15 protein-coding genes and 2 pseudogenes are annotated in these 19,240 nt (G+C 56.0%); 2 read left to right on the top strand and 15 right to left on the bottom strand.

The window, feature by feature from the left end; genetic code table 11:
* Window positions 1-13: 13 nt before the first annotated feature.
* The 12 genes and pseudogenes from HZS80_RS03330 to HZS80_RS03275 form a co-directional block, all read right to left on the bottom strand.
* Window positions 14-745: an ABC transporter permease gene (locus tag HZS80_RS03330; RefSeq protein WP_035558475.1), complete on the bottom strand. Its 732-nt coding sequence runs from the start codon at window positions 743-745 to the stop codon at window positions 14-16.
* A gap of 2 nt (window positions 746-747) precedes the next feature.
* Window positions 748-1,908 (bottom strand): ABC transporter ATP-binding protein, encoded by a 1,161-nt coding sequence (locus tag HZS80_RS03325; RefSeq protein ID WP_035558471.1) that lies wholly within the window; start codon window positions 1,906-1,908, stop codon window positions 748-750.
* Window positions 1,909-1,950: 42 nt separating this feature from the next.
* Window positions 1,951-2,616: an ABC transporter permease gene (locus tag HZS80_RS03320; RefSeq protein WP_179915167.1), complete on the bottom strand. Its 666-nt coding sequence runs from the start codon at window positions 2,614-2,616 to the stop codon at window positions 1,951-1,953.
* A gap of 681 nt (window positions 2,617-3,297) precedes the next feature.
* Window positions 3,298-3,981 (bottom strand): HAD-IA family hydrolase, encoded by a 684-nt coding sequence (locus tag HZS80_RS03315; RefSeq protein ID WP_179915166.1) that lies wholly within the window; start codon window positions 3,979-3,981, stop codon window positions 3,298-3,300.
* A gap of 66 nt (window positions 3,982-4,047) precedes the next feature.
* Window positions 4,048-5,355 (bottom strand): TRAP transporter large permease, encoded by a 1,308-nt coding sequence (locus HZS80_RS03310; protein WP_179915165.1) that lies wholly within the window; start codon window positions 5,353-5,355, stop codon window positions 4,048-4,050.
* Complete coding sequence (locus HZS80_RS03305) at window positions 5,352-5,975, bottom strand: TRAP transporter small permease (RefSeq protein ID WP_179915164.1); 624 nt, start codon at window positions 5,973-5,975, stop codon at window positions 5,352-5,354. Before HZS80_RS03305 ends, HZS80_RS03310 begins: the two co-directional genes overlap by 4 nt.
* A gap of 50 nt (window positions 5,976-6,025) precedes the next feature.
* Entirely contained in the window at window positions 6,026-7,033 is a 1,008-nt protein-coding gene (locus tag HZS80_RS03300) for a TRAP transporter substrate-binding protein (protein WP_179915163.1), read from the bottom strand.
* Window positions 7,034-7,094: 61 nt separating this feature from the next.
* Window positions 7,095-8,186, bottom strand: a complete 1,092-nt coding sequence (locus HZS80_RS03295) for a LacI family DNA-binding transcriptional regulator (protein ID WP_179915162.1) — start codon at window positions 8,184-8,186, stop codon at window positions 7,095-7,097.
* Between the two features lie 92 nt (window positions 8,187-8,278).
* Window positions 8,279-8,941, bottom strand: a pseudogene (locus HZS80_RS03290) (NAD(P)-dependent oxidoreductase); the annotation flags it as partial.
* A 14-nt stretch (window positions 8,942-8,955) separates the two neighbouring features.
* Complete coding sequence (locus HZS80_RS03285) at window positions 8,956-9,381, bottom strand: PfkB family carbohydrate kinase (protein WP_179915160.1); 426 nt, start codon at window positions 9,379-9,381, stop codon at window positions 8,956-8,958.
* A 28-nt stretch (window positions 9,382-9,409) separates the two neighbouring features.
* Complete coding sequence (locus tag HZS80_RS03280; protein ID WP_246361683.1) at window positions 9,410-10,222, bottom strand: sugar phosphate isomerase/epimerase family protein; 813 nt, start codon at window positions 10,220-10,222, stop codon at window positions 9,410-9,412.
* Between the two features lie 21 nt (window positions 10,223-10,243).
* Window positions 10,244-11,266: a LacI family DNA-binding transcriptional regulator gene (locus HZS80_RS03275; protein ID WP_179915159.1), complete on the bottom strand. Its 1,023-nt coding sequence runs from the start codon at window positions 11,264-11,266 to the stop codon at window positions 10,244-10,246.
* Window positions 11,267-11,521: 255 nt separating this feature from the next.
* Here HZS80_RS03275 and HZS80_RS03270 point away from each other — a divergent pair.
* Both HZS80_RS03270 and HZS80_RS03265 read left to right on the top strand, forming a co-directional pair.
* A pseudogene (locus HZS80_RS03270) lies at window positions 11,522-12,378 on the top strand (IS3 family transposase); the annotation flags it as partial.
* Window positions 12,379-12,714: 336 nt separating this feature from the next.
* On the top strand, window positions 12,715-15,381 hold the full coding sequence (locus HZS80_RS03265) for a bifunctional acetate--CoA ligase family protein/GNAT family N-acetyltransferase (RefSeq protein ID WP_179915158.1): 2,667 nt from the start codon (window positions 12,715-12,717) through the stop codon (window positions 15,379-15,381).
* Window positions 15,382-15,485: 104 nt separating this feature from the next.
* Here HZS80_RS03265 and HZS80_RS03260 read toward each other — a convergent pair whose 3' ends face one another.
* From HZS80_RS03260 to HZS80_RS03250, 3 genes are all read right to left on the bottom strand, one after another.
* Window positions 15,486-16,979: an MFS transporter gene (locus tag HZS80_RS03260; protein WP_008958060.1), complete on the bottom strand. Its 1,494-nt coding sequence runs from the start codon at window positions 16,977-16,979 to the stop codon at window positions 15,486-15,488.
* Window positions 16,980-17,037: 58 nt separating this feature from the next.
* Complete coding sequence (locus HZS80_RS03255; RefSeq protein ID WP_008958059.1) at window positions 17,038-17,496, bottom strand: universal stress protein; 459 nt, start codon at window positions 17,494-17,496, stop codon at window positions 17,038-17,040.
* Window positions 17,497-17,568: 72 nt separating this feature from the next.
* Complete coding sequence (locus HZS80_RS03250) at window positions 17,569-19,161, bottom strand: MFS transporter (protein ID WP_179915157.1); 1,593 nt, start codon at window positions 19,159-19,161, stop codon at window positions 17,569-17,571.
* Window positions 19,162-19,240 lie beyond the last annotated feature (79 nt).

Raw genomic sequence — 19,240 nt, 5'->3', positions numbered from 1 at the left:
TGAGTGGCGGGGCTTAAGTGCGACCGGGATTGACCCCACGAGGGACAACTAGAAACGCAATAACCGCGATCAGCGCATCGACCACGATCGCTAACAGCGCGGTCGGAATGGCACCGGAAAGCATCATGACCGGGTCATAAAGATCAATGCCGGTAAAAATAAGCTCACCGAGACCGCCCGCACCGATCAAAAACGCCAGGGGAACAGTGCCCACATTGATCGTTAGTGCTGTGCGCATCCCTGCAAAAATTACGTAGAGGGCATTGGGCAGCTCGACTTTGAAAAGCCGTTGCATCGGTGACATGCCAATCCCCGCAGCCGCTTCCATGAGTGCTGGGTTAACTCCCTTCAATCCCGTATAGGTATTACGGGTAATGGGTAGTAGCGTGGCCACAAAAAGGCCAAAAACAGCCGGTACCGTGCCAATGCCTAAAAAGCTCATCGACAGCGCAAGCACGGCTAGGGTGGGGATAGTGGTCCCAACGTTGAGCACTTGCATGAGTGATTCGGCTACATTCGCCATTTTGGGGCGCGATAGAACAATACCCAGCGGAATGGCAAAGAGAATTGCCAAGCTACCGGACATCACCGTGAGCCAGATATGCTGAACCATCAAATACTGAACGTCAGGTAGATACCACAAAAACTCATCAATAACGCCGCTAGACTGGCTCCACACTCCGGCGAAAAAAATGGCCACCAGCACCAGTACCTTAAGCGCCCCTTTTATGGATCGAATAGGCATGGTTATTCCTTAATGGCCGCAGATGGCTTGCGATCATCCCCTTGGCGAGCGCGATAGCGTGCGCCTAGGTGGCTGGTCATGGCGCGCTGGGTTATTTGGCCGCACACCGTTCCTTCTTGGTTGACGCAGGGCAGCCAAGTTTGGTCGTGAGCAAACATCAAAGAGGCGGCTTTGCGTAGGTCATCGTCGAGATCAACAACCGCAGGAACAGCTTGGAAGTGATCGCGGCAATAGCCTTTAGTAGTGCGGGCGACGGAGCGGCTAATAATCCCGGCGGGCTGCTTCCGTTCATTCACCATCAAAATAGCGTTTTGATAACCGTAGTCGTCAATTTTCGCCAACGCTGTCTCTAACGTATCGCTTGGCAAGACGGTGCCGATTTCGTCGGTAACAATCTCACGCACTTTTACCAGGTTTAACCGCTTAAGCGCACGGTCTTCACCGAGAAAGGATTCCACAAAAGCGTTTTTGGGCGCCGCCAGCAAGTCATCGGGCGTGGAGTACTGAACCAGCTTCCCCTCACGGAAAACCGCTACGCGGTTGCCCATTTTGATAGCTTCATCGATGTCGTGGCTTACGAACATGATGGTTTTGTTGAGTTCCTGCTGCATTTTAAGGAACTCATCTTGAATGACGGCCCGGTTGATCGGGTCGATAGCCCCAAACGGTTCATCCATCAACATCACTGGCGGATCGGCGGCGAGTGCACGGGCCACCCCAATGCGTTGCTGTTGACCACCCGATAACTCACTGGGGAAGCGCTTAAGAAAGGCATCCGGCTCCAGCGCGATCATCGCCATCATTTCGCGTGCCCGTGCTTTGTATTTGGCCTTATCCCAGCCCAATAGCTTGGGCACAATGGTGATGTTTTCCTCGATGGTCATGTTGGGAAACAGACCAATTTGCTGGATCACATAGCCAATATTGCGACGCAGTGTCTGAGTATCGAGGCCGGTTGTATCCTCGCCATTGATAAACACTTTGCCAGCAGTGGGCTTAACGATCCGGTTGATCATCTTCAACGTGGTGGTTTTGCCGCAGCCCGATGGCCCCAAGAGGACACAGATTTCCCCTTCAGGCACTTCCATATCGATATGGTCAGCGGCCACCACCGCGCCTTTCGGCGTATCGAACACCTTGGTCAGGCTATCAAGTCGAATCATATGGGTGTCTCTTATAGTAGCAATTACATCAAGAAAGAGGCGTTAGGTCGCCGCAGCCTCACGGCTCATTCCTTTAGGGGTTAGGCGCTTTTGTAAATACAGTAGTGAATAGTCAACGATAATGGCCAGCAGACTCACAGCAATCGCGCCGACGATTAGCTGGCGTGGATCCGATTGAGAAATGCCCCGGCTAATAAAGGTGCCTAATCCACCGGCGCCGATGTAGGCGGCGATCGCCATGACGCCAATATTGAGCACTACGGCCGTGCGTACGCCAGCCATGATGACCGGGATGGCGAGTGGAATTTCAACCAAACGCAGGCGCTGATTGGGGTTCATGCCAATGCCTCGAGCGGCTTCTCGTAATGCCGGATTAACATTATTAATCGCCGTGTACGTGTTGCGGATGATAGGTAGCTGGGAGTACAGCAATACCGCGATCACAGCTGGCACATAGCCGATGCCATGCCCGATGAGCGATAAAACCGGAATCATGATGCCAAAAAGGGCGATTGAAGGGATGGTAACGATGATGGACGCTAGATAGAGCACACTTTGTGCGACACGCTCATTTTTAGTAATGGCGATGCCGATTGGCACTCCCGTCAAGGTGGCAATGCCAACGGCAACGCCAACAAGGGCAATATGCTCGACTGTGCGTGACAGCAGCAGACCTGCATTATTCAAGGCGAAGTGAAATAGCTCCAAACGCTGCCTCCTGATTATTAATAATTATATAAGAGCCGTTATAAAACTGCTCATGTACGCTAATGGTGGCTAGAGCGCAGTCCGTCAGGGCACACATCTCTTGATGTGTTTAGAACAAAAGTAGTTTAACAAAAGGGACGCGTGATTATTGAGTATTAGTATGATGATGGGTAATAGGCACAATCAGGGAGCGTAATAGTTAATTTTTATGAATCAGTGCACTTTACTTACGCTTCGGCTGTTCTAGTGGCTAAGCCCTTCAGTTTGATTGGGTGGCTAGGCTAAATTATTTAGTAGTGTTTTTTTTATTAATGAAAGCTGAACAACGGAATCTCTTTTTTGCTCCGATAGGGGCCGCATTCTTGGAAGTATAATCTTCACGCAAATATTCGCAGCGAACAGATTGAAGCGCAACAGCGAAAGGTGACTGGCCTTGGAGAGTAGGCATGTAGCACAGGCAGTTAGCCAATGAACAAGAACAGAGTAAGAGGCTCTGCTGAGCAGGGCGAAAGATTTTCCCCGCAAATTATTATCATGACTTATTGGTATGGCCTCTTTCGTTTGAAAACCATGCCGCTATATACCTAGTGCGTTTACGTCGCTACCAGAAAAATCCCAGCCAGCGCCCCGATCAAGCGTTGGCCGAAACCTTTATTGTAGACAGCAGGGTGGCGATGCATGTCAAAGCGGCTGAAGAGCGCTCTCCTTTGCGGTGAGCTGAACCACTGACTTGGGTAGCTCGCTGGCGTGATGGATGACGATGGCACCTTTCGGCGTCTCCTCCTCTTCGGGAAAGCGATTGAGGTGAATTACCTGCATGCCAGCGGCCAATCCAGCGACAACGCCGACGGTGGCATCGTCGATCACTATGCAGCGCTCGGGTGCTTGGCCCATGGCCTCGGCCGCCTGTAGATAGAGTCTCGGATCGGGCTTCCACACACCCAAGGTATAGGCGCTGAAGAGGTTGTTGCCGAAGTGCCGTGCCAGGCCAGCACTTTCCATGGCGCAGCGAATCTTTCGATCCGGGCCGTTGGAAACAACCGCTTTGGGGTGGGCGGCAAGGATTTCCAGAACCTCGGGTATTCCGTCGATGGGCAGCAGCTCGGCGCGCATACGTTGCTCCATCAGGCGGCGCATCTCACTCTCCATTGCCGGGAAGTGCTCTTCGTTCAGGGCACCGTGGCGCTCGCCAAGGCTGTCAACGATGGTACGAAAACGCACGCCGCGGAATTCTTCCATGTATTGACGGGCGGAGAAGGGCAGGCCGAAGGTCGGCAGAATATTGCCCATCACCTCGCCGAGAAGGATCTCGCTATCGACCAGAGTACCGTCGGAGTCGAAGAGCAGGCAGAGAGGTAAGGACATAGAGGTCTCACGATGTTGAACAATGTAGCGCCGGCTCACTTTAACAGCAACCGGCGTCGGGGTAGATCAGACGAAGTCCGGCACCAAGGCACGGGGGATCGCCAGAATTAACTGAGGGTAGACAATCAGCAGCAGGATCACCGCAAGCATCACTGCCAGATAGATCAACGTGGTACCAAGCGCTTTGAGCAGTGGAATACCACCGATCTTTGCCGAGATCATCAAGCACAGCCCGTAGGGTGGTGTAATGAGCCCAAGGCCCAGTGCCATCACGCCAATTACCCCAAACTGCACCGGATGGATGCCCGCTTGCATAGCTAACGGCTGGAAGATCGGTGCCATGATCGCCATGGCCGGTAGCGAATCCATGAAGGTGCCGATGAGCAGCATTACGGCAGTCATCACCAGTAGCAGTATTATCGGATCTGAGATGTTGACCCCAGCCATCAGCTTGGGTGGAATCTGGTAGAAGCTGATTAGGTAACCAAAAATCGCCGCTCCCACCAAGCTGAATAGCGATAGCGAGCAGAGCCTAACGGTCGCCGTGGAGGAATCCAAGACATCGCTGAACGTCAGCTCTCGATAGACAAGAAAACCTAGTGCCAGTGCATAGAGCACGGCAATCATCGCCGCTTCGGTGGGGGTGACAATACCCAACGTAATGCCGCCAATGATCACCACTGGAATGCCTGCTGCCATCAGACCGTCCTTACCTGAGTGCAGCAGCTGGCGGAAGGTGGCACGCGGTCGAATCGGTACGTTATAGCGGCGCACGTAGCCTAGGTTTAACAAGAGCTGGGCTACGCCGATCATGATCCCGGGTAATATGCCGCCGAGGAAGAGGCCAGCGATGGACGTGTTGGTCAAGGCACCCCAAACAATCATGTTGATTGAGGGAGGAATGATGATGCCCATCACCGACGAGGCTGCTGTGACGGCTACGGCGAAGTGTGTCGGATAGCCTTCGCGCTTCATGGCTGGGATTAGCACCGTGCCTATGCCTGCGCTGTCGGCAGTAGAGGAACCGGAAACGCCCGCGAACAGCATGCTGACCATGACGTTAACGTGGGCCAGGGCGCCCTTAAAGTGACCCACTAATAGCATGCACAGCGTGATCAAACGATCCGTGATACGTGCTGCATTCATTAAGTTACCGGCCAGCAGAAAGAGCGGAACGGCTAGTAGCACGAATGAGTCCATGCCGCTGTACATGCGCTGGAAGAGCACCCAAGTGGTCAGCCGCGGGTCGAGGAAGATTAGGCTGAACGAGGTAAGGATGAGCGCCATGGCGATGGGCACGCCTACCACGATGAGCACGGAGAGCAAGCCGAACAACAGCCAGGGCAATAGGAAAATCCAGTCGGCAGGCATCATGGGCGGGGCTCTCCCTGTTCAGTGTGTGTCTTACTTCTGGGGGCCGGCTCAAGGCTTTCCACGCTGTGACCAGACGCGCTGCTGACCTTCAGCGTCTCGATCTCGCTCGGCGTATTGAGTGACGCTTCCATGGCATCCAAGCCGTGAAGAAGTGTATGCAGTAGGCGCTGTATACTGAATAGCAGAATGAACACCCCACTGACCAAGAAGGTGGAGTAGACGTAGATCATTGATAGCCCCGAGGCGGTGGCGCTACGGCGCAGCCCGGATAGGGCAAATTCGTAGCCGTGGAAGACGAAGATAATACCGATGGCCAAACACGCCAGGTCGCGAATCACCCGGGTAGCGAGATCGGCCCGTGAGCCGTGGGGGAAGGCTTCAAGCACAAAGTGGTCGGCGTGAAGCACTCCCACTGCGGCGCCCAGCATTACCATCCACTGGAAGGCGAAGCGGCTGAATTCCTCGGTCCAATAGAGATTTGGCATGAACGCCAGATTTCGGCTGATCACCTGGTAGATGACCATTAATATGAAGCCGAACACTAGCGACAGCAGAATCCAGTGGAGCACACGCTCCAGAAACCGGTTGAGCTGTGCCAAGCCAGCGAGCAGTCGGGACATGGTGATTACCTATGGCAAGCGAGGCGCCGGCCAGGCCGGCGCCGGGTGGGTTATTCCGCGTTGATGATCATCTGGTGGTACTCGGTCAGTCCCATGTCGGCGATCACGCTCTCTAGCGGTCCCGCGACGGCTTCCATCATTTTCTCGCGATCCATTTCGTGCAGGGTGGCACACTCTTCAACCAGCAGGTCGAGCGCTTCGGCATCTTGTTCTAGTTGCACGCTGCGAGCGTAGCTAGCGGATTCGGTGGCAGCCTTCATAACCTGCTCTTGCTGGGATTCGTCGAGACGATCCCAGGTTGCCTGAGAGAGTGTCAGCAGTCGCACCGTAATATCGTGCTCGGAGAGGCCGATGTGTGGGGCAACTTCGTGAAAGCGCATGCGGTGAATCCACTCTGCTTCATTGAGCAGTCCGTCAATGGCGCCCAGTTGCAACCCGGTGTAGATCTCGCTCCACTGCATGACGGTGGGGTCCGCGCCGAGTGCCTCCCAAGCAGTGATCAGTGGTTGGGTGGGGTTCGTGCGGATCTTTAAGCCTTCGAGATCATCAAGGCTCTCCAACGGCTCGGTGCTAACGACCTGGCGCTTGCCGCCACCGTAGAAAGCCAATACGCGCACGTCGGTTTCCGCAGTGATCTGGTCAGCAATTGCGCGGCCCACTTCGCCGTCAAGCACCTGGCTCCAATGATCTTCATCACGATACAAAAAAGGAATCGAGAAAACGTTGGCGGTGGGAGAAAAGTCGGTGATCAGGCCGGGGTTGATGATCGACACGTCCAGTGCGCCAGCCATCTGCTGTTCAAACATTTCAGTCTCGTGGCCGAGCACTGAATTCCCCATGATCTGGACGCCCATCTCGCCATCGCTGGCCTCGGCAAGCAGCTCTTTGAAGCGCTCGGCGCCCAATTGGTAAGCGGTGTCTTCGGTACCGCCGTGGCCGAAGTGAAGATCTAAGGCCTGGGCCGTGCCAGCGAACCCTAGAGCGGCCGTCGCCAGCAGGGCGGAGCCTAACAATCCACGAGTTGAGGTGTTTTTTAGATCGATCCATTTCTTAGTCATAATTCTACCTTTTTGTTATCGCCGCTTTGAGCGGCGTTGAGTTGCAGCATGGGACAGAACGCTAGGCGTGAGTCCCAGCAGCACGGTTGGGCAGGGTTGAGTCTGACGTAGGCCTGGCGGCCCCGCAGGAGTCGCGAATCTGCAGTCGGGGCGCTAATACCACTTGCTCCCGTGCGCCTTCCGGGTTGGCGATGCGTCGCAGCGCTAAGCGTGCCGCCTCTTCGCCGATTGCATAAGGATGGGTGGCGATGCTGGTCAGTGACGGTTCGCTCAGGCTGGCTTCTTCGACGTCATCCGTGCCGATCACCGCGCAGTCGACGCCTGGCACTAACCCTAGGCGCTTCAGGCCAAGCATGGCACCGAAGGCCACCATGTCGTTGTGGCAAACGACCGCTGTGGGCGCTGGCGATTCAGCCATTAGCTGCGTAATCATGTCGACGCCATCGCGGCGAGTCACGGTGGAGCGCAGCAGGCGCTGGTAGGTGAGCTGATGGTGTTCTAATGATTCCCGGTAGCCTTGCCAACGCTCGCGGGTCGCCGAGTGCTCGCTGTGACCGCCAAGGAAGGCGATGCGTTGATGGCCCAGTCTCACAAGGTGATCCATGGCTTGGCAAACCCCTTGGTGAAAGTTGGCGCCAGCATAGTCGAAGGGCGGCTCGGCCACGTGGCGTAGTACCTGCACGCAGGCCATGCCCCAATTGTCGAGAGTGTCGATCAATCCTGGGTCGGTGCCCTCCGCTGGGCATAACAGGATGCCGTCGACGCTGTGTTCGCGCATGCGCTCCAAAAAGCGCTGTTGGCGCGCTGGTGAATCCTCGCTGTTGGCCAAAAAAGAGACATAGCCTTCGCGGTTCAGTGCGGCATCAATACCCGCCACCATAGCGCCAAAGAAGGGATTGGCGATGTCGTAAACTACCACTCCAAGTGTCGAAGTGCGGCTGCCGCGCAGGGCGGCAGCGCCGCGGTTATAGACATAGCCCAGCGCTTTGATGGAATGCTGCACTTTTAGACGGGTTTGCTCGGCGACCAATGGGCTCTCGCGCAATACCAATGACACCGTAGAGCGGGATACCCCAGCGTGGGCGGCGATATCCTTCAGAGTCACACTAGCAGTATCGCGCTGGTTCTGATGGGGTAAGGCATCAAGGTGCATGGTAGCTACCTGTATAGTTGTTTTTAGATTGATCTAAAAGTTAGCTGAGATGATGAGCTTCTACCAATCGTCTTTAGTCTAAGAGTGCCCAATTAAGCACCCCGGCGCGCCTCCCAGGCCTCTTCGTTGACTAGGCTAATAGGTCGGCTGCCGGATAGTGCCAAGGTGAGGTTGTCAACCGCCCGTTGAGCCATGGCGTCGCGGGTTTCGTGGGTCGCCGAGCCGATGTGCGGCAGCGCTACCACATTGTTCATGTGAGGTAGAGGTGACTCCTGCGACAGCGGTTCCCGAGTGTAGACGTCGAGGCCAGCGGCGCAGATGCGTCCTTCCTCCAGCGCCTCAATCAGCGCTGCCTCATCCACTACTGGGCCACGGGCAATATTGATCAGAATCGCCGAAGACTTCATACGGCTGAGCTCATGAGCGCCGATTAGATGATGGGTGGTGTCGGAGAGTGGGACAGTAACGCATACGAAATCGGACTCGGTGAGCAACTCGTCAAGTGTACGGCGTTCGGCGCCCAACTCTTCTTCCAGGGCTGGCTTGGGCGAGGCCATGGCGTAGCGCACCTGCATACCGAAGCCCAATGCGCCGCGCCGGGCCACAGCTGCGCCGATGCGCCCAAAGCCCACGAGGCCGAGAGTCTTGCCGTGTACGTCGCTGCCGAAGTGCTCAGGTCCGATACTCTTCTGCCAGTCGCCGCGCCTGACAAAGTCGGCCAGTTCCACAACCCGGCGGGCGGTGGCCATGATCAGCGTCTTGGGCCCGATCAAGCATGGTCTCGGCGAGCTCGCGGGCGCTCGATGAGAGCGCTGTCGGCGTCCGTCGGTGCCAAGTGGCTGGCGGCACTGCCACGGCGATAGTATTCCACGTGAGGATCTGCACCGCCTTGGGCAAGCTCCTTGAAGACAAGGCCTGTGGGGTGTTCGGGGTCGGTGCGCAGATGGCGGCAGTCGAGCCCCTCGGCCTCCAGGGCTTGGCGAATGAAAGGCCCAAAGCCATCGTCGCCGACCCGGCTCAACCAGCCCACATGAAAGCCTAGGCGGGCTAGGCCGATGGCCACGTTGGTGTCGGCGCCTGCAATGCGACGCTGAAAGTATTCGACGTTGGCCAGCTTACCGGGCGCTTCGGCGACGAGCATTGTCATTGCCTCGCCGAAAGCAAGAATTTCGGGAGCGGCATAAGGTCGAATCATGACGATCTCCTGTGTCGTGGGTGGAAAGTTAGAGGTGGCGCAGTCGCGACAATTGTTTAGCGGTAATGGTCGTCAAATCCTGACCCTGTAAGGGGTATTCGATAGCGCGGGGGACTTGAGTTGGTAAGTGGGCTAGCAACGTATGCCAAGCAGCGAGTTCACCATCGTCGGGCACGCTAGCTCTGAGGTGTCCTTGATCGGACACGACTCCCTTGCAGTGTAGATAGCGCACGAAAGGCCCCAGGCGCTGCGCCGCGGCCAACGGGTCATTGCCAGTCCAGTGCCAGTTGCCAATATCAAAGGTCATGCCTAGCGGGCAGCCCGCTGAAGCGGCGTCTTCCAAGCAGGCGGACAAGGGTTCCAACGTGCCGCCTTCGAGGGTCTGGTCATTTTCTATCAGTAGCGGCGGGGCGGCCGCGAGGCGTTCCCGCAGCGCTGCCCAATCGACCTGACTCCCACCGGGGTAGTGGCCCATGGGGATTTTGACCGCGCCCGCGCCAAGTTCGGTGGCCTCGATCAGTTGCTTATCCAGACACGTAGCGAACCGGTCGACCTCCCAGAGCCTTTCGGGTGCGGAGTAAACGATGGCAAGGCCTAGGTCGGCGCAGGCCTGACCTAGGCCGATGAAGTCCGCGAAGTCAGGCGGCAGCAGCTCACGGCGGATCTCTACGCCGTCGGCGCCAGCCGCGGCGAGCCACGACAGCACTGCGGTATGGCCGTGGGCAGCGATGGCCTCGTGGCCATAGGCAGAGGTGGCGACCAGGGTGGCGGGTGAATCTGTAGTGCCAGAAAGCAACAGTGGGAACGATACCATTCGAGAGCGAGAAAATTGAAGGGACATGAGGAGTCCTGAATGAGTGGATTAGCGGCAGGTAGAGCCACGTGGAATCAGACTGGCCTGAAAATGTACGCGGCGTGCTGGCATGGTGCGGCCACCGGTGTCACGGCGACGCATTAGGCACTCGACTGCAGCACGACCGATCGCCTCGGTGGGCTGGGCCAGCGTGGTGATGCCGGGGCCAACGAGTTCGCACCAGTCGAGCTCGTCGATGCCCAGCAGCCCAGTCTCGCCAAGTCGGGCGCCTAGGGAATGTAGTGCCCGGGTAGCGGCCAGGGTGGCGTTGCCGTTGGCACAGAGCAGCGCCTTGGGTAGCGTGCCGGGACGTGCCAAAAAGTTGCCGATAGCACGGTTCAGAGACTCAGTCTCGCCGAGTGTCTGGCAATGAACCTCACCGGCCAGGGCGCGCGCAGCGACCCCTTGCTGGAAGCGAGTAAGGCGTGCCTGGCGTGGACTGGCCAGGCCCGGGGGTTCGCTCAGGTAGAGCAGTTCTCCATAACCCCTGGCTTGGAGGTGGTCTAGGGCTAAGTCGAGCGCACGAGCGTTGTCTAGGCCCACCACTTCAGCCTCTACCTGGCTCAACTCTCGCTCAAGGAGGACTAGAGGGGTGCCCTGTTCAACCAGCGCCTGCAGTTCGCGGTCCAGGCTGCCGACAGCGTTCATTACCAGACCCTCTACTCGGTAAGAGGTGAGTAGGGCGAGATGTTCGCGCTCTAGTGCCGAGTCATTGTCGGTGTTGCAGACCATCAGTGAGAGGCCGCGCTCGCGGCAGGCTTGTTCCACACCGTGCATCACTGCCACCGAGAACGGGTTCCGAATGTCTGCCACAAGCATGCCTATGATCCGCGAGCGACCACCCTTGAGGCCACTGGCCATCCGGTTGGGGTGGTAGCCTAGGCGCTGGGCCGCGGCGGCGATGCTCGTCTGCAGGTTCGGAGATAGCCGCTCACGTTCTCCACTGAAGTAGCGGGAAACGCTGGTCTTGGAAGCCCCTGCCTCGCGTGCAACCTCAAGGATTGTCGCGTGTTGATGAGTAGGTGTTGTCATTTTATCTCTACTTATGGGACCGTTCCCATCGTAGGCTCCAGATGTTAATAAGGCAAATGCACGTTGTTTAAGTCGTTCGAATGAAATTAGGATTGCATCAGCGTCTTAATGGAGTATTAGCTCTGTCCTCTCACACGTGATAATGATAATCTCATTATTATTAATAGTTTATAGCTATGTAGCAAGGTAATCCCCCGAAAAACCAGGGTGCTCAGAAGTAGAATGTTCCGTAAGCTAAACGAAGGGAGATTCTGCATAAAAAAATCACGTTTTTCAGACAGCCAAATACTGTCGATCCTTAAGCAAGCCGAAGGCGGTGCCCCGGTTCCGGAGCTATGCCGTAAACACGGTATGAGCAGCGCGACCTTCTATTAAGTGGCGAGCTAAATTCGGCGGTATGGATGCGTCCATGGTGGCACGGCTGAAAGAGCTAGAGGATGAAAACCGACGGCTCAAGAAAATGTATGCCGAGGAACGATTGAAAGCGGATATCCTCAAGGAAGCGATCGAAAAAAGTGGTGAAGCCGTCTCGTCGCCGTGAGATGGCGCAGAAAGCCGTCATGGAAAAGCACGTCAGCATCCGCCTGTCCTGCTGGATGTTTAGCCTCAGTGAAAGTTGCTATCGATACCAAGCGAAGCTCAGCGGCGAGAACGATCAAATCGCCGACTGGTTGATCACGCTGACGCATAACCAGAGAAACTGGGGCTTTGGCTTGTGCTTCCTGCACCTGCGTCATGTGAAAGGCTTTCGTTGGAACCATAAGCGGGTCTACCGAATTTACCGCGAGCTGGAGCTGAATCTTCGGAACAAACCGAAGAAACGGTTAATCCGCGAGAAGCCTGAGCCTTTAAAGGTGCCCGAAACGATTAATGACAGCTGGCCTATGGATTTTATGCATGACCAACTGAGCGATGGTCGTCGCTACCGCCTACTGAATGTGACCGACGACTTTAACCGAGAAGGTCTTGGTATCGAAGTAGACATCTCGTTGCCCACTGAACGAGTTATCCGGGCGCTAGACCAGATCATTGAATGGCGTGGTAAACCACACTCTATTCGTTGTCACTACGGGCCAGAATATATCAGCGGTAAGTTATCGGCATGGCCTGAACTCTACTTTTGAAACCCTCTGAAAATAGGGGGATTACCATTGTCTTGGTTTCTCCTGTGAAGTTAAACCTTCTGTGAAGTTAAAACAGTATAAATGTCCTTGGCCTAGCTGCCTTACGCGATACACGATGACTTGACGGTCATCATGGTTCGTTTAAATAATTTCAAGTTAAATTTTATGTAGCCATCTCGGTATACTTTATTAGATAGTCGTCTTGATGTTTTTTCGATGCAAGGCGTGAGAACGGCGATTTAGCTGTAATATTTCTTCCTTAACTAACGTTGATGAACGCGCAGCATACCGCGCTGACCTGCCATTGCTAGACGGAGATGTTTAATGTCAATTCGCAATTTAGATGCGTTGTTTTCTCCCACCACGATCGCTTTGATTGGTGCCAGCAATCGCCCAGGCTCAGTAGGTGCTGTGCTGGCGCGTAACTTGTTTGATGCCGGATTCGAAGGGCCGATCCTGACCGTGAATCCAAGAGAGCGGGCTATCCGCTCGGCTCTCAACTACCACACGGTAAGTGAGCTGCCGCTAGCGCCTGACTTGGCCATTATTGCGACGCCACCAGATACGGTCCCCGGGCTTATTCGCGAGCTTGGGGAGCGTGGGTGCCGGGCTGCAGTGGTGATTACCGCGGGCTTCGGTGAAGGTGAGCATGCCGATGGCCAAGTGCTCAAACAGGCGATGCTTGATGCGGCAAAGCCTTACTTGATGCGCATTGTTGGCCCTAATTGCTTGGGGGTCTTGGCACCGCACCGGGGAATCAATGCCAGCTTTGCGCATATCATGCCCCAAAAGGGGAATGTCGCCTTTGTGACGCAGTCAGGCGCGGTGGCTACTTCTATCCTCGATTGGGCGTCAGCGCGGGGGGTCGGCTTTTCGCATGTGGTGTCCCTCGGTTCGATGAGCGATGTCGATTTCGGCGATATGCTCGACTACTTGGCCCTCGACCCCAAGACGCATTCCATTCTGCTTTATGTTGAGGCCATTACCGAGGCACGCAAATTCCTATCGGCGGCCCGCAAGGCCTCACGTAATAAGCCTGTGGTGGTGGTTAAAGCAGGGCGCAGCGATGCTGGCGCCAAAGCCGCACTGTCACATACTGGGGCGCTGGCGGGTGCTGATGCCGTTTACGATGCAGCGTTTCGGCGCGCAGGTATGCTGCGGGTCAATACACTTGATGAACTGTTTCAAGCCGCAGGCACCCTGGCCACCGGTATTCACGTTAAAGGCGACCGGCTAGCTATTCTCACCAATGGAGGGGGAATCGGTGTGCTGGCAGTGGATGAGCTGGCCGAGATGCAGGGTCGCTTGGCCGAGCTTTCTGAAGCAACGCTAGCGCGTTTGGATAGTGTGCTGCCACCCACGTGGTCGCATGCCAATCCGGTCGATATCCTCGGCGATGCGCCGGGGGAACGCTACACAAGCGCACTTGAAGCCTTGCTTAACGAGAAAGAAGCGGATGCGATTCTTGTTATGAACTGTCCCACCGCGGTCGCAGATAGCCTGGACGCTGCCCAAGCGGTGGTTGATACCCTGGGGTCGCAACGTCCGGCCGTTCTTACCTGCTGGCTGGGAGAAGGGGCGCCAGCTAAGGCCCGCCATTTGTTTGCGGCACAAAAAATTCCAACCTACGAAACGCCTGAGCAGGCCATCCGGGCCTTCTGGCACTTATCCAGCTACTGGCGAAACCAGCAAACGTTGATGGAAACGCCACCGCCCATTTCCACTGACGGTACCATCGATAAAGCCAGCGCGAACGCTATTATTGACCAAGTCCTTAAAGATGAGCGCAACGTGCTGACCGAGCCAGAGGCCTCGGCAATATTGTCGGCTTATGGGATTCCAACCGTCCCTGCCATTGCTGTGCATACACCTGAAGAGGCGAGTGAGGCAGCAACGCAGTTGGGCTTCCCGGTCGTGCTGAAGATCCTCTCGCGTGATATTTCGCATAAGTCTGATAGCGGGGGCGTGCAGTTGAACCTGGCCTCGCCCGGTGCGGTGGCACAGGCGGCCGAGGATATGCTGGCGACGCTGCGCCAAGTGGCGCCTGAGGCGCGGTTAGATGGTTTTAATGTGCAGCCGATGATTCGTCGCCCTGGGGCGCATGAGCTGATTTTAGGTGTCGCGGAAGATAGCGTTTTCGGGCCGATTATTATGTTTGGCCAGGGAGGCACGGCAGTAGAGCTAATCGGTGACCGGGTGGTGGGTCTCCCGCCACTCAACCCGCTGCTAGCACAAGAAATGATCCAGGCGACACGTATCTCACGTTTGCTGCGCGGCTACCGTGACCGCCCTGCGGCCGACTTGGAAGCGATTTCTCTCACGCTCATTAAACTGTCACAGTTGATCAGCGATCTGGATCGCGTGGTTGAACTGGATATCAACCCGCTACTGGCCGATGCTACCGGAGTGATTGCCTTGGATGCGCGCATCGTGGTCAGGGCCGACCGTGAAGGGCGGCCTCCTTTTGCCATCCGACCCTATCCGCAGCAACTTGAGCAAACTATCGAAACACGCATTGGCCAGCATTATTCACTGCGCCCCATTCGTCCCGAAGATGAGGGTGCGCTGGTGGATATGCTTCGTCATTCCACGTCCGATGATGTGCGCCTACGCTTCTTTGCCGCCATCCGGCGGTTCGACCATGCCTTCGCCGCCCGGCTGACTCAGATCGATTATGATCGGGAAATGGCGTTTATTGCGATGCCACAAGGTAAACAGGAAATCGTGGGTGTTGTCCGTTTGTCTGCTGATCCCGACAAGGAAAAGGCGGAGTTTGCGATCATGGTGCGTAGTGACATGAAGGGCACCGGGCTTGGCTATCGGCTTATGCAGCAGATGATCGACTATGCGCGTGAAAATGGCCTTCAGCAGGTCTTTGCCGATGTTCTGCGAGAAAACCATGCCATGCGAGAAATGGCGAAAGAGTTTGGTTTCGTGGTCCAGTCAACCAAAGATGAAGCAGATACCGTCATGATTGTGCTTAATCTGTAACGCCGCTATCCGGCAACTGCCTGAGTTGGTAACCCAGGGAGCTATCTTGGTCATCTGCTCTGACACCCCGGGTTATGTGTGTTAATTAACGATGGTCTGAATGTTCAAGGTTTCGCATTCTGTAGCGCTTGTTCTTCGATGGCCCTATCGACTGAAGAGACATAGTACTCGTCGTCGAAAGCGCCTTCTGGTTCCTTGAGCCACACTAGGCAGATCACCCAACTGATGAAGGCACCCGTCGCGATGATGTAGAAGAACTGCGAGGGTGTGACAAACGTAAAGATGGTTAGGTAGACCACCGCGCCAACATTACCGTAAGCGCCCGCCATGCCCGAGATCTGCCCAGTGATGCGGCGTTTGATGGAGGGAATGATACCGAAGGTTGCCCCCTCAGCCCCTTGCACGAAAATCGAGGTGCCGATGGTCACCGCAATGGCCAGAATGAGTGGCCAACTCGAATTGAGCATGGCCATCAGCAAGAACCCAACGCTAATGCCAAACATGTAGCACAGCATTACGAAACGCCGGTTACCCATGCGGTCGGAAACCATGCCGCCCATGGGGCGTGCGACCAGATTGACGAAAGCGAAAGACGCCGCGATCAGGCCGGCCGTGGCGGCATTCAACCCCCAGGTCTCCTCAAAGAACATGGGCAGCATCGATACCACCGCCAACTCAGCGCCGAAATTGGCAAAGTAAGTGCTGTTAAGCGCGGCCACGCTGTTGAATGAGTACTTATCATCCTCAGGTACACCCTTGCGTAGAATCGGCAGATTGACCCGTAGGATTTGTACTATCTGATAAATGACGATCGCTACGATGGTGAGGTAAGCGATGACCGCACCAGTGACCGATAAATAGCCCATGTACTGGATGCGCCAGACCAGAATCGCGAGTACGCCGACCAGCGGGATTGTCCAGATAATCAGCTTGATCATATCGCCCCAGGAGCTCACTTCCATAGCGGCGGTTTTGCGTGGCTTGCGGTGGGCTTTAGCGTCCGGGCCATCGGTGATCGCGAACCAGTAGTAAACGCCGTAGGCTGCCATCACAATAGCGCTCTGGGCAATTGCCCAGCGCCAGCCATCGGGGCCGCCGTACATGCTCAAGGCGATGGTCGGCAGCGACATGGCCGCGACGGCGGAGCCGAAGTTACCCCAACCAGCGTAAAAGCCCTCGGCGAAACCGATGTCTTTCGGCTTGAACCACAGCGCGGTCATGTGGATACCGACCACAAAGCTGGCACCAATCGAACTCAGCACCAGGCGCGCCACCAGCAGTTGCGTCATGCTGTTACCGAAAGCGAACGCCAACGCCGGTAGCGCCATAGTGACCATGAGCACCGAGAACACCCGTCGCGGGCCGAATCGATCCAGCGCCATGCCGACGATGATGCGGGCGGGAATGGTCAAGGCCACGTTGCAGATGGCGAACAGCTTGAGATCATCCGTGGTCAGCCAGTCGACGCTCTTGAGCATGCTCGACGCGAGCGGCGCCATGTTGAACCACACGTAAAAGGTAATAAAGAAGGCAATCCAGGTCAGGTGCAAGGCCCGAATCTCGGGGCTGCGAAACTTGAATACAGCGGAAACTTTCATGGTCGTATCGTCCTGTGTCCCAAAGGTGGTTTGTACCAAAAAGAGGGGGAGGGGCTGTTCAAGGGCTGGGTAGGATCAACAAGGGACACTCGGCGCGCCGGGCCAGGAACGAGCTGACGCTGCCGAAAGTCATGTAGTCGAGTTCATCAACAAAATAAGTTAACGACTTGGCGATGATGCCGCCGTCCGGCTGATGGCTATGGCGGGCAATAACCAGTAGGTCTGGCGAGAGTTTGCGAGTGGCCTGCAGCAACATCTTGCGCGCATCCCCTTCGGCGAGAAGCTGCTCGGCCTGGAAGCCCTCGCCGATGGCGAATGCCACACCCTCTTGAAGGTGCCGTTTAACCTCATCGCGTTCCTGCTGAAAAAGCGTTTCGTTGCTATCGGTAGCGTCGAGTGGGTTCTCCACCACGCCGACCAGTACCAGCAGGGGTTGGTTACAACGGAACATAGTGACGACTTGAGCGAGTGCCAGCTTGGCGTTTCGCGAACCGTCATAGGCGATCATGATTTTCATGGTGTCCTCCCGCAGTGGGGTAGGGAGTGAAGACCCGGAGCTTGGCTCCGGGCGTAAAGAGGCAAGTTGTATTCAAGGGTTTTTGACGTAGGCACCCTTGCGTAGGTAGAACCACCAGTTGATGACCAGGCAGATGGCGTAGAAGACCGCAAAACCATACATGGCAAGTTCCGGTGTGCCGGCCTGGATTTGCTCGCCCATTACCCGCGGGGCGATAAAGGCGCCATAGGCAGCGACGGCTGAGGTCCAGCCAAGTACCGGGCCTTTCTGCTGCTGGTCGAAAATAACCCCGATGCTGCGGAAGGTAGAGCCGTTGCCGATGCCACTGGCGGCGAATAACACGATGAATAGCAGCAGGAATAGCCAGAAGAATTGATTTGGATCGGCGGCGTTGTAAGCCAGCATCATCACGTAGCCGGTGGCGATAGAGGCGACCACCATGACCGCGGAGATTATTTGGGTAACGATGGAGCCACCCACTTTGTCGGAGATCCATCCGCCCAGCGGACGGATCAGGGCGCCCACGAAGGGGCCTATCCAGGCCCAGGTTAAAGCGCTGGGCGCCTCTGGGTTAGCCACGCGAATCAGCGTGCCATCGGCAGTGGCTTCCATCATGTTGCCGAAGATCACGTTGATGGAGAGCGGCAGGGCTGCAGAGAAGCCGATAAAGGAGCCGAAGGTTAGAATGTAGAGGATGGTCATTGACCAAGTGTGCTTATTGGAAAATATCGCGAACTGCTTCTGAATATTGGGCTTGATGTCGCCTGGAATCAGGCGCAACAACACTAGAGTCAGAACAATGGTTAACGGCAGGGCAATCCACATATTAAGCCAGCCAAGTGCCAACATACCGACGATGGCGGTCACCAAGCCGACGCCGTAAAGCCCTAATATTTTGCCGAAAGCCGCCAGCGGCGAACCAGGGTTGGGCGTAATAGTGCGAAGATTGTTCATGCCGAACCAACCGGCGAACGCCAGCGGAATCAGAAAAACGAGCCAGATAAAGCCAGCATTCTGGATCCAGGTATCAGTTCCCGCTTCGATGCGACCAATCAAGGTGCCGCTGGCGCTTTGCAATTCCATCGGCGAACCGGCTATAGCGCCGAAAATGCCGACGGTCATTACCAGCGGGATGACAACTTGCATGGCGGTGACGCCGAAATTGCCGAGGCCTGCATTCATGCCCAGGGCGTAACCTTGCTGCTTGCTGGGATAAAATGTGGAGATGTTGCTCATCGAGCAAGCGAAGTTGCCACCGCCGATACCGGAAAGTAGCGCCAACGCCTGGAAAACCCAGAACGGCGTGTCTGGGTTCATCAAAGCGATACCAGTTCCTGCGGCGGGGATCATCAATAGCGCGGTGGTCAGAAAGATAGTGTTACGCCCGCCAGCGATGCGGATCATGAACGATGCTGGGATGCGCAGTGTGGCACCGGCTAAACCGGCAAGTGCGGTCAGGGAAAATAGCTGGTTAACCGTGAACGAAAAACCCAGGTTCTGCATCTGGGTGGTAATCATTCCCCACATCATCCAGACAGCGAATCCCATCAGCAGACTGGGAATGGATATCCATAGATTGCGGTTGGCAATGTGCTTGCCTTCCTGTTCCCAGAATTGGGCGTCTTCGACATTCCATTTCTCAATGTCGGCATTTCTCTTGCTCATGGCGGATTCCCCTTGGCTTCAAACCTTTCTGCGTTTGGCAGTTAGAAGGCAAGATACGCTTGCAAAGGGGATTGGGAAA

The sequence above is a fragment of the Vreelandella glaciei genome (assembly GCF_013415125.1).
In the GTDB taxonomy this organism is placed as follows: Bacteria; Pseudomonadota; Gammaproteobacteria; order Pseudomonadales; family Halomonadaceae; genus Vreelandella; species Vreelandella glaciei.
The sequence above is the reverse complement of the archived record's forward strand: the minus strand, read 5'-3'. Positions and strand labels throughout refer to the sequence as shown.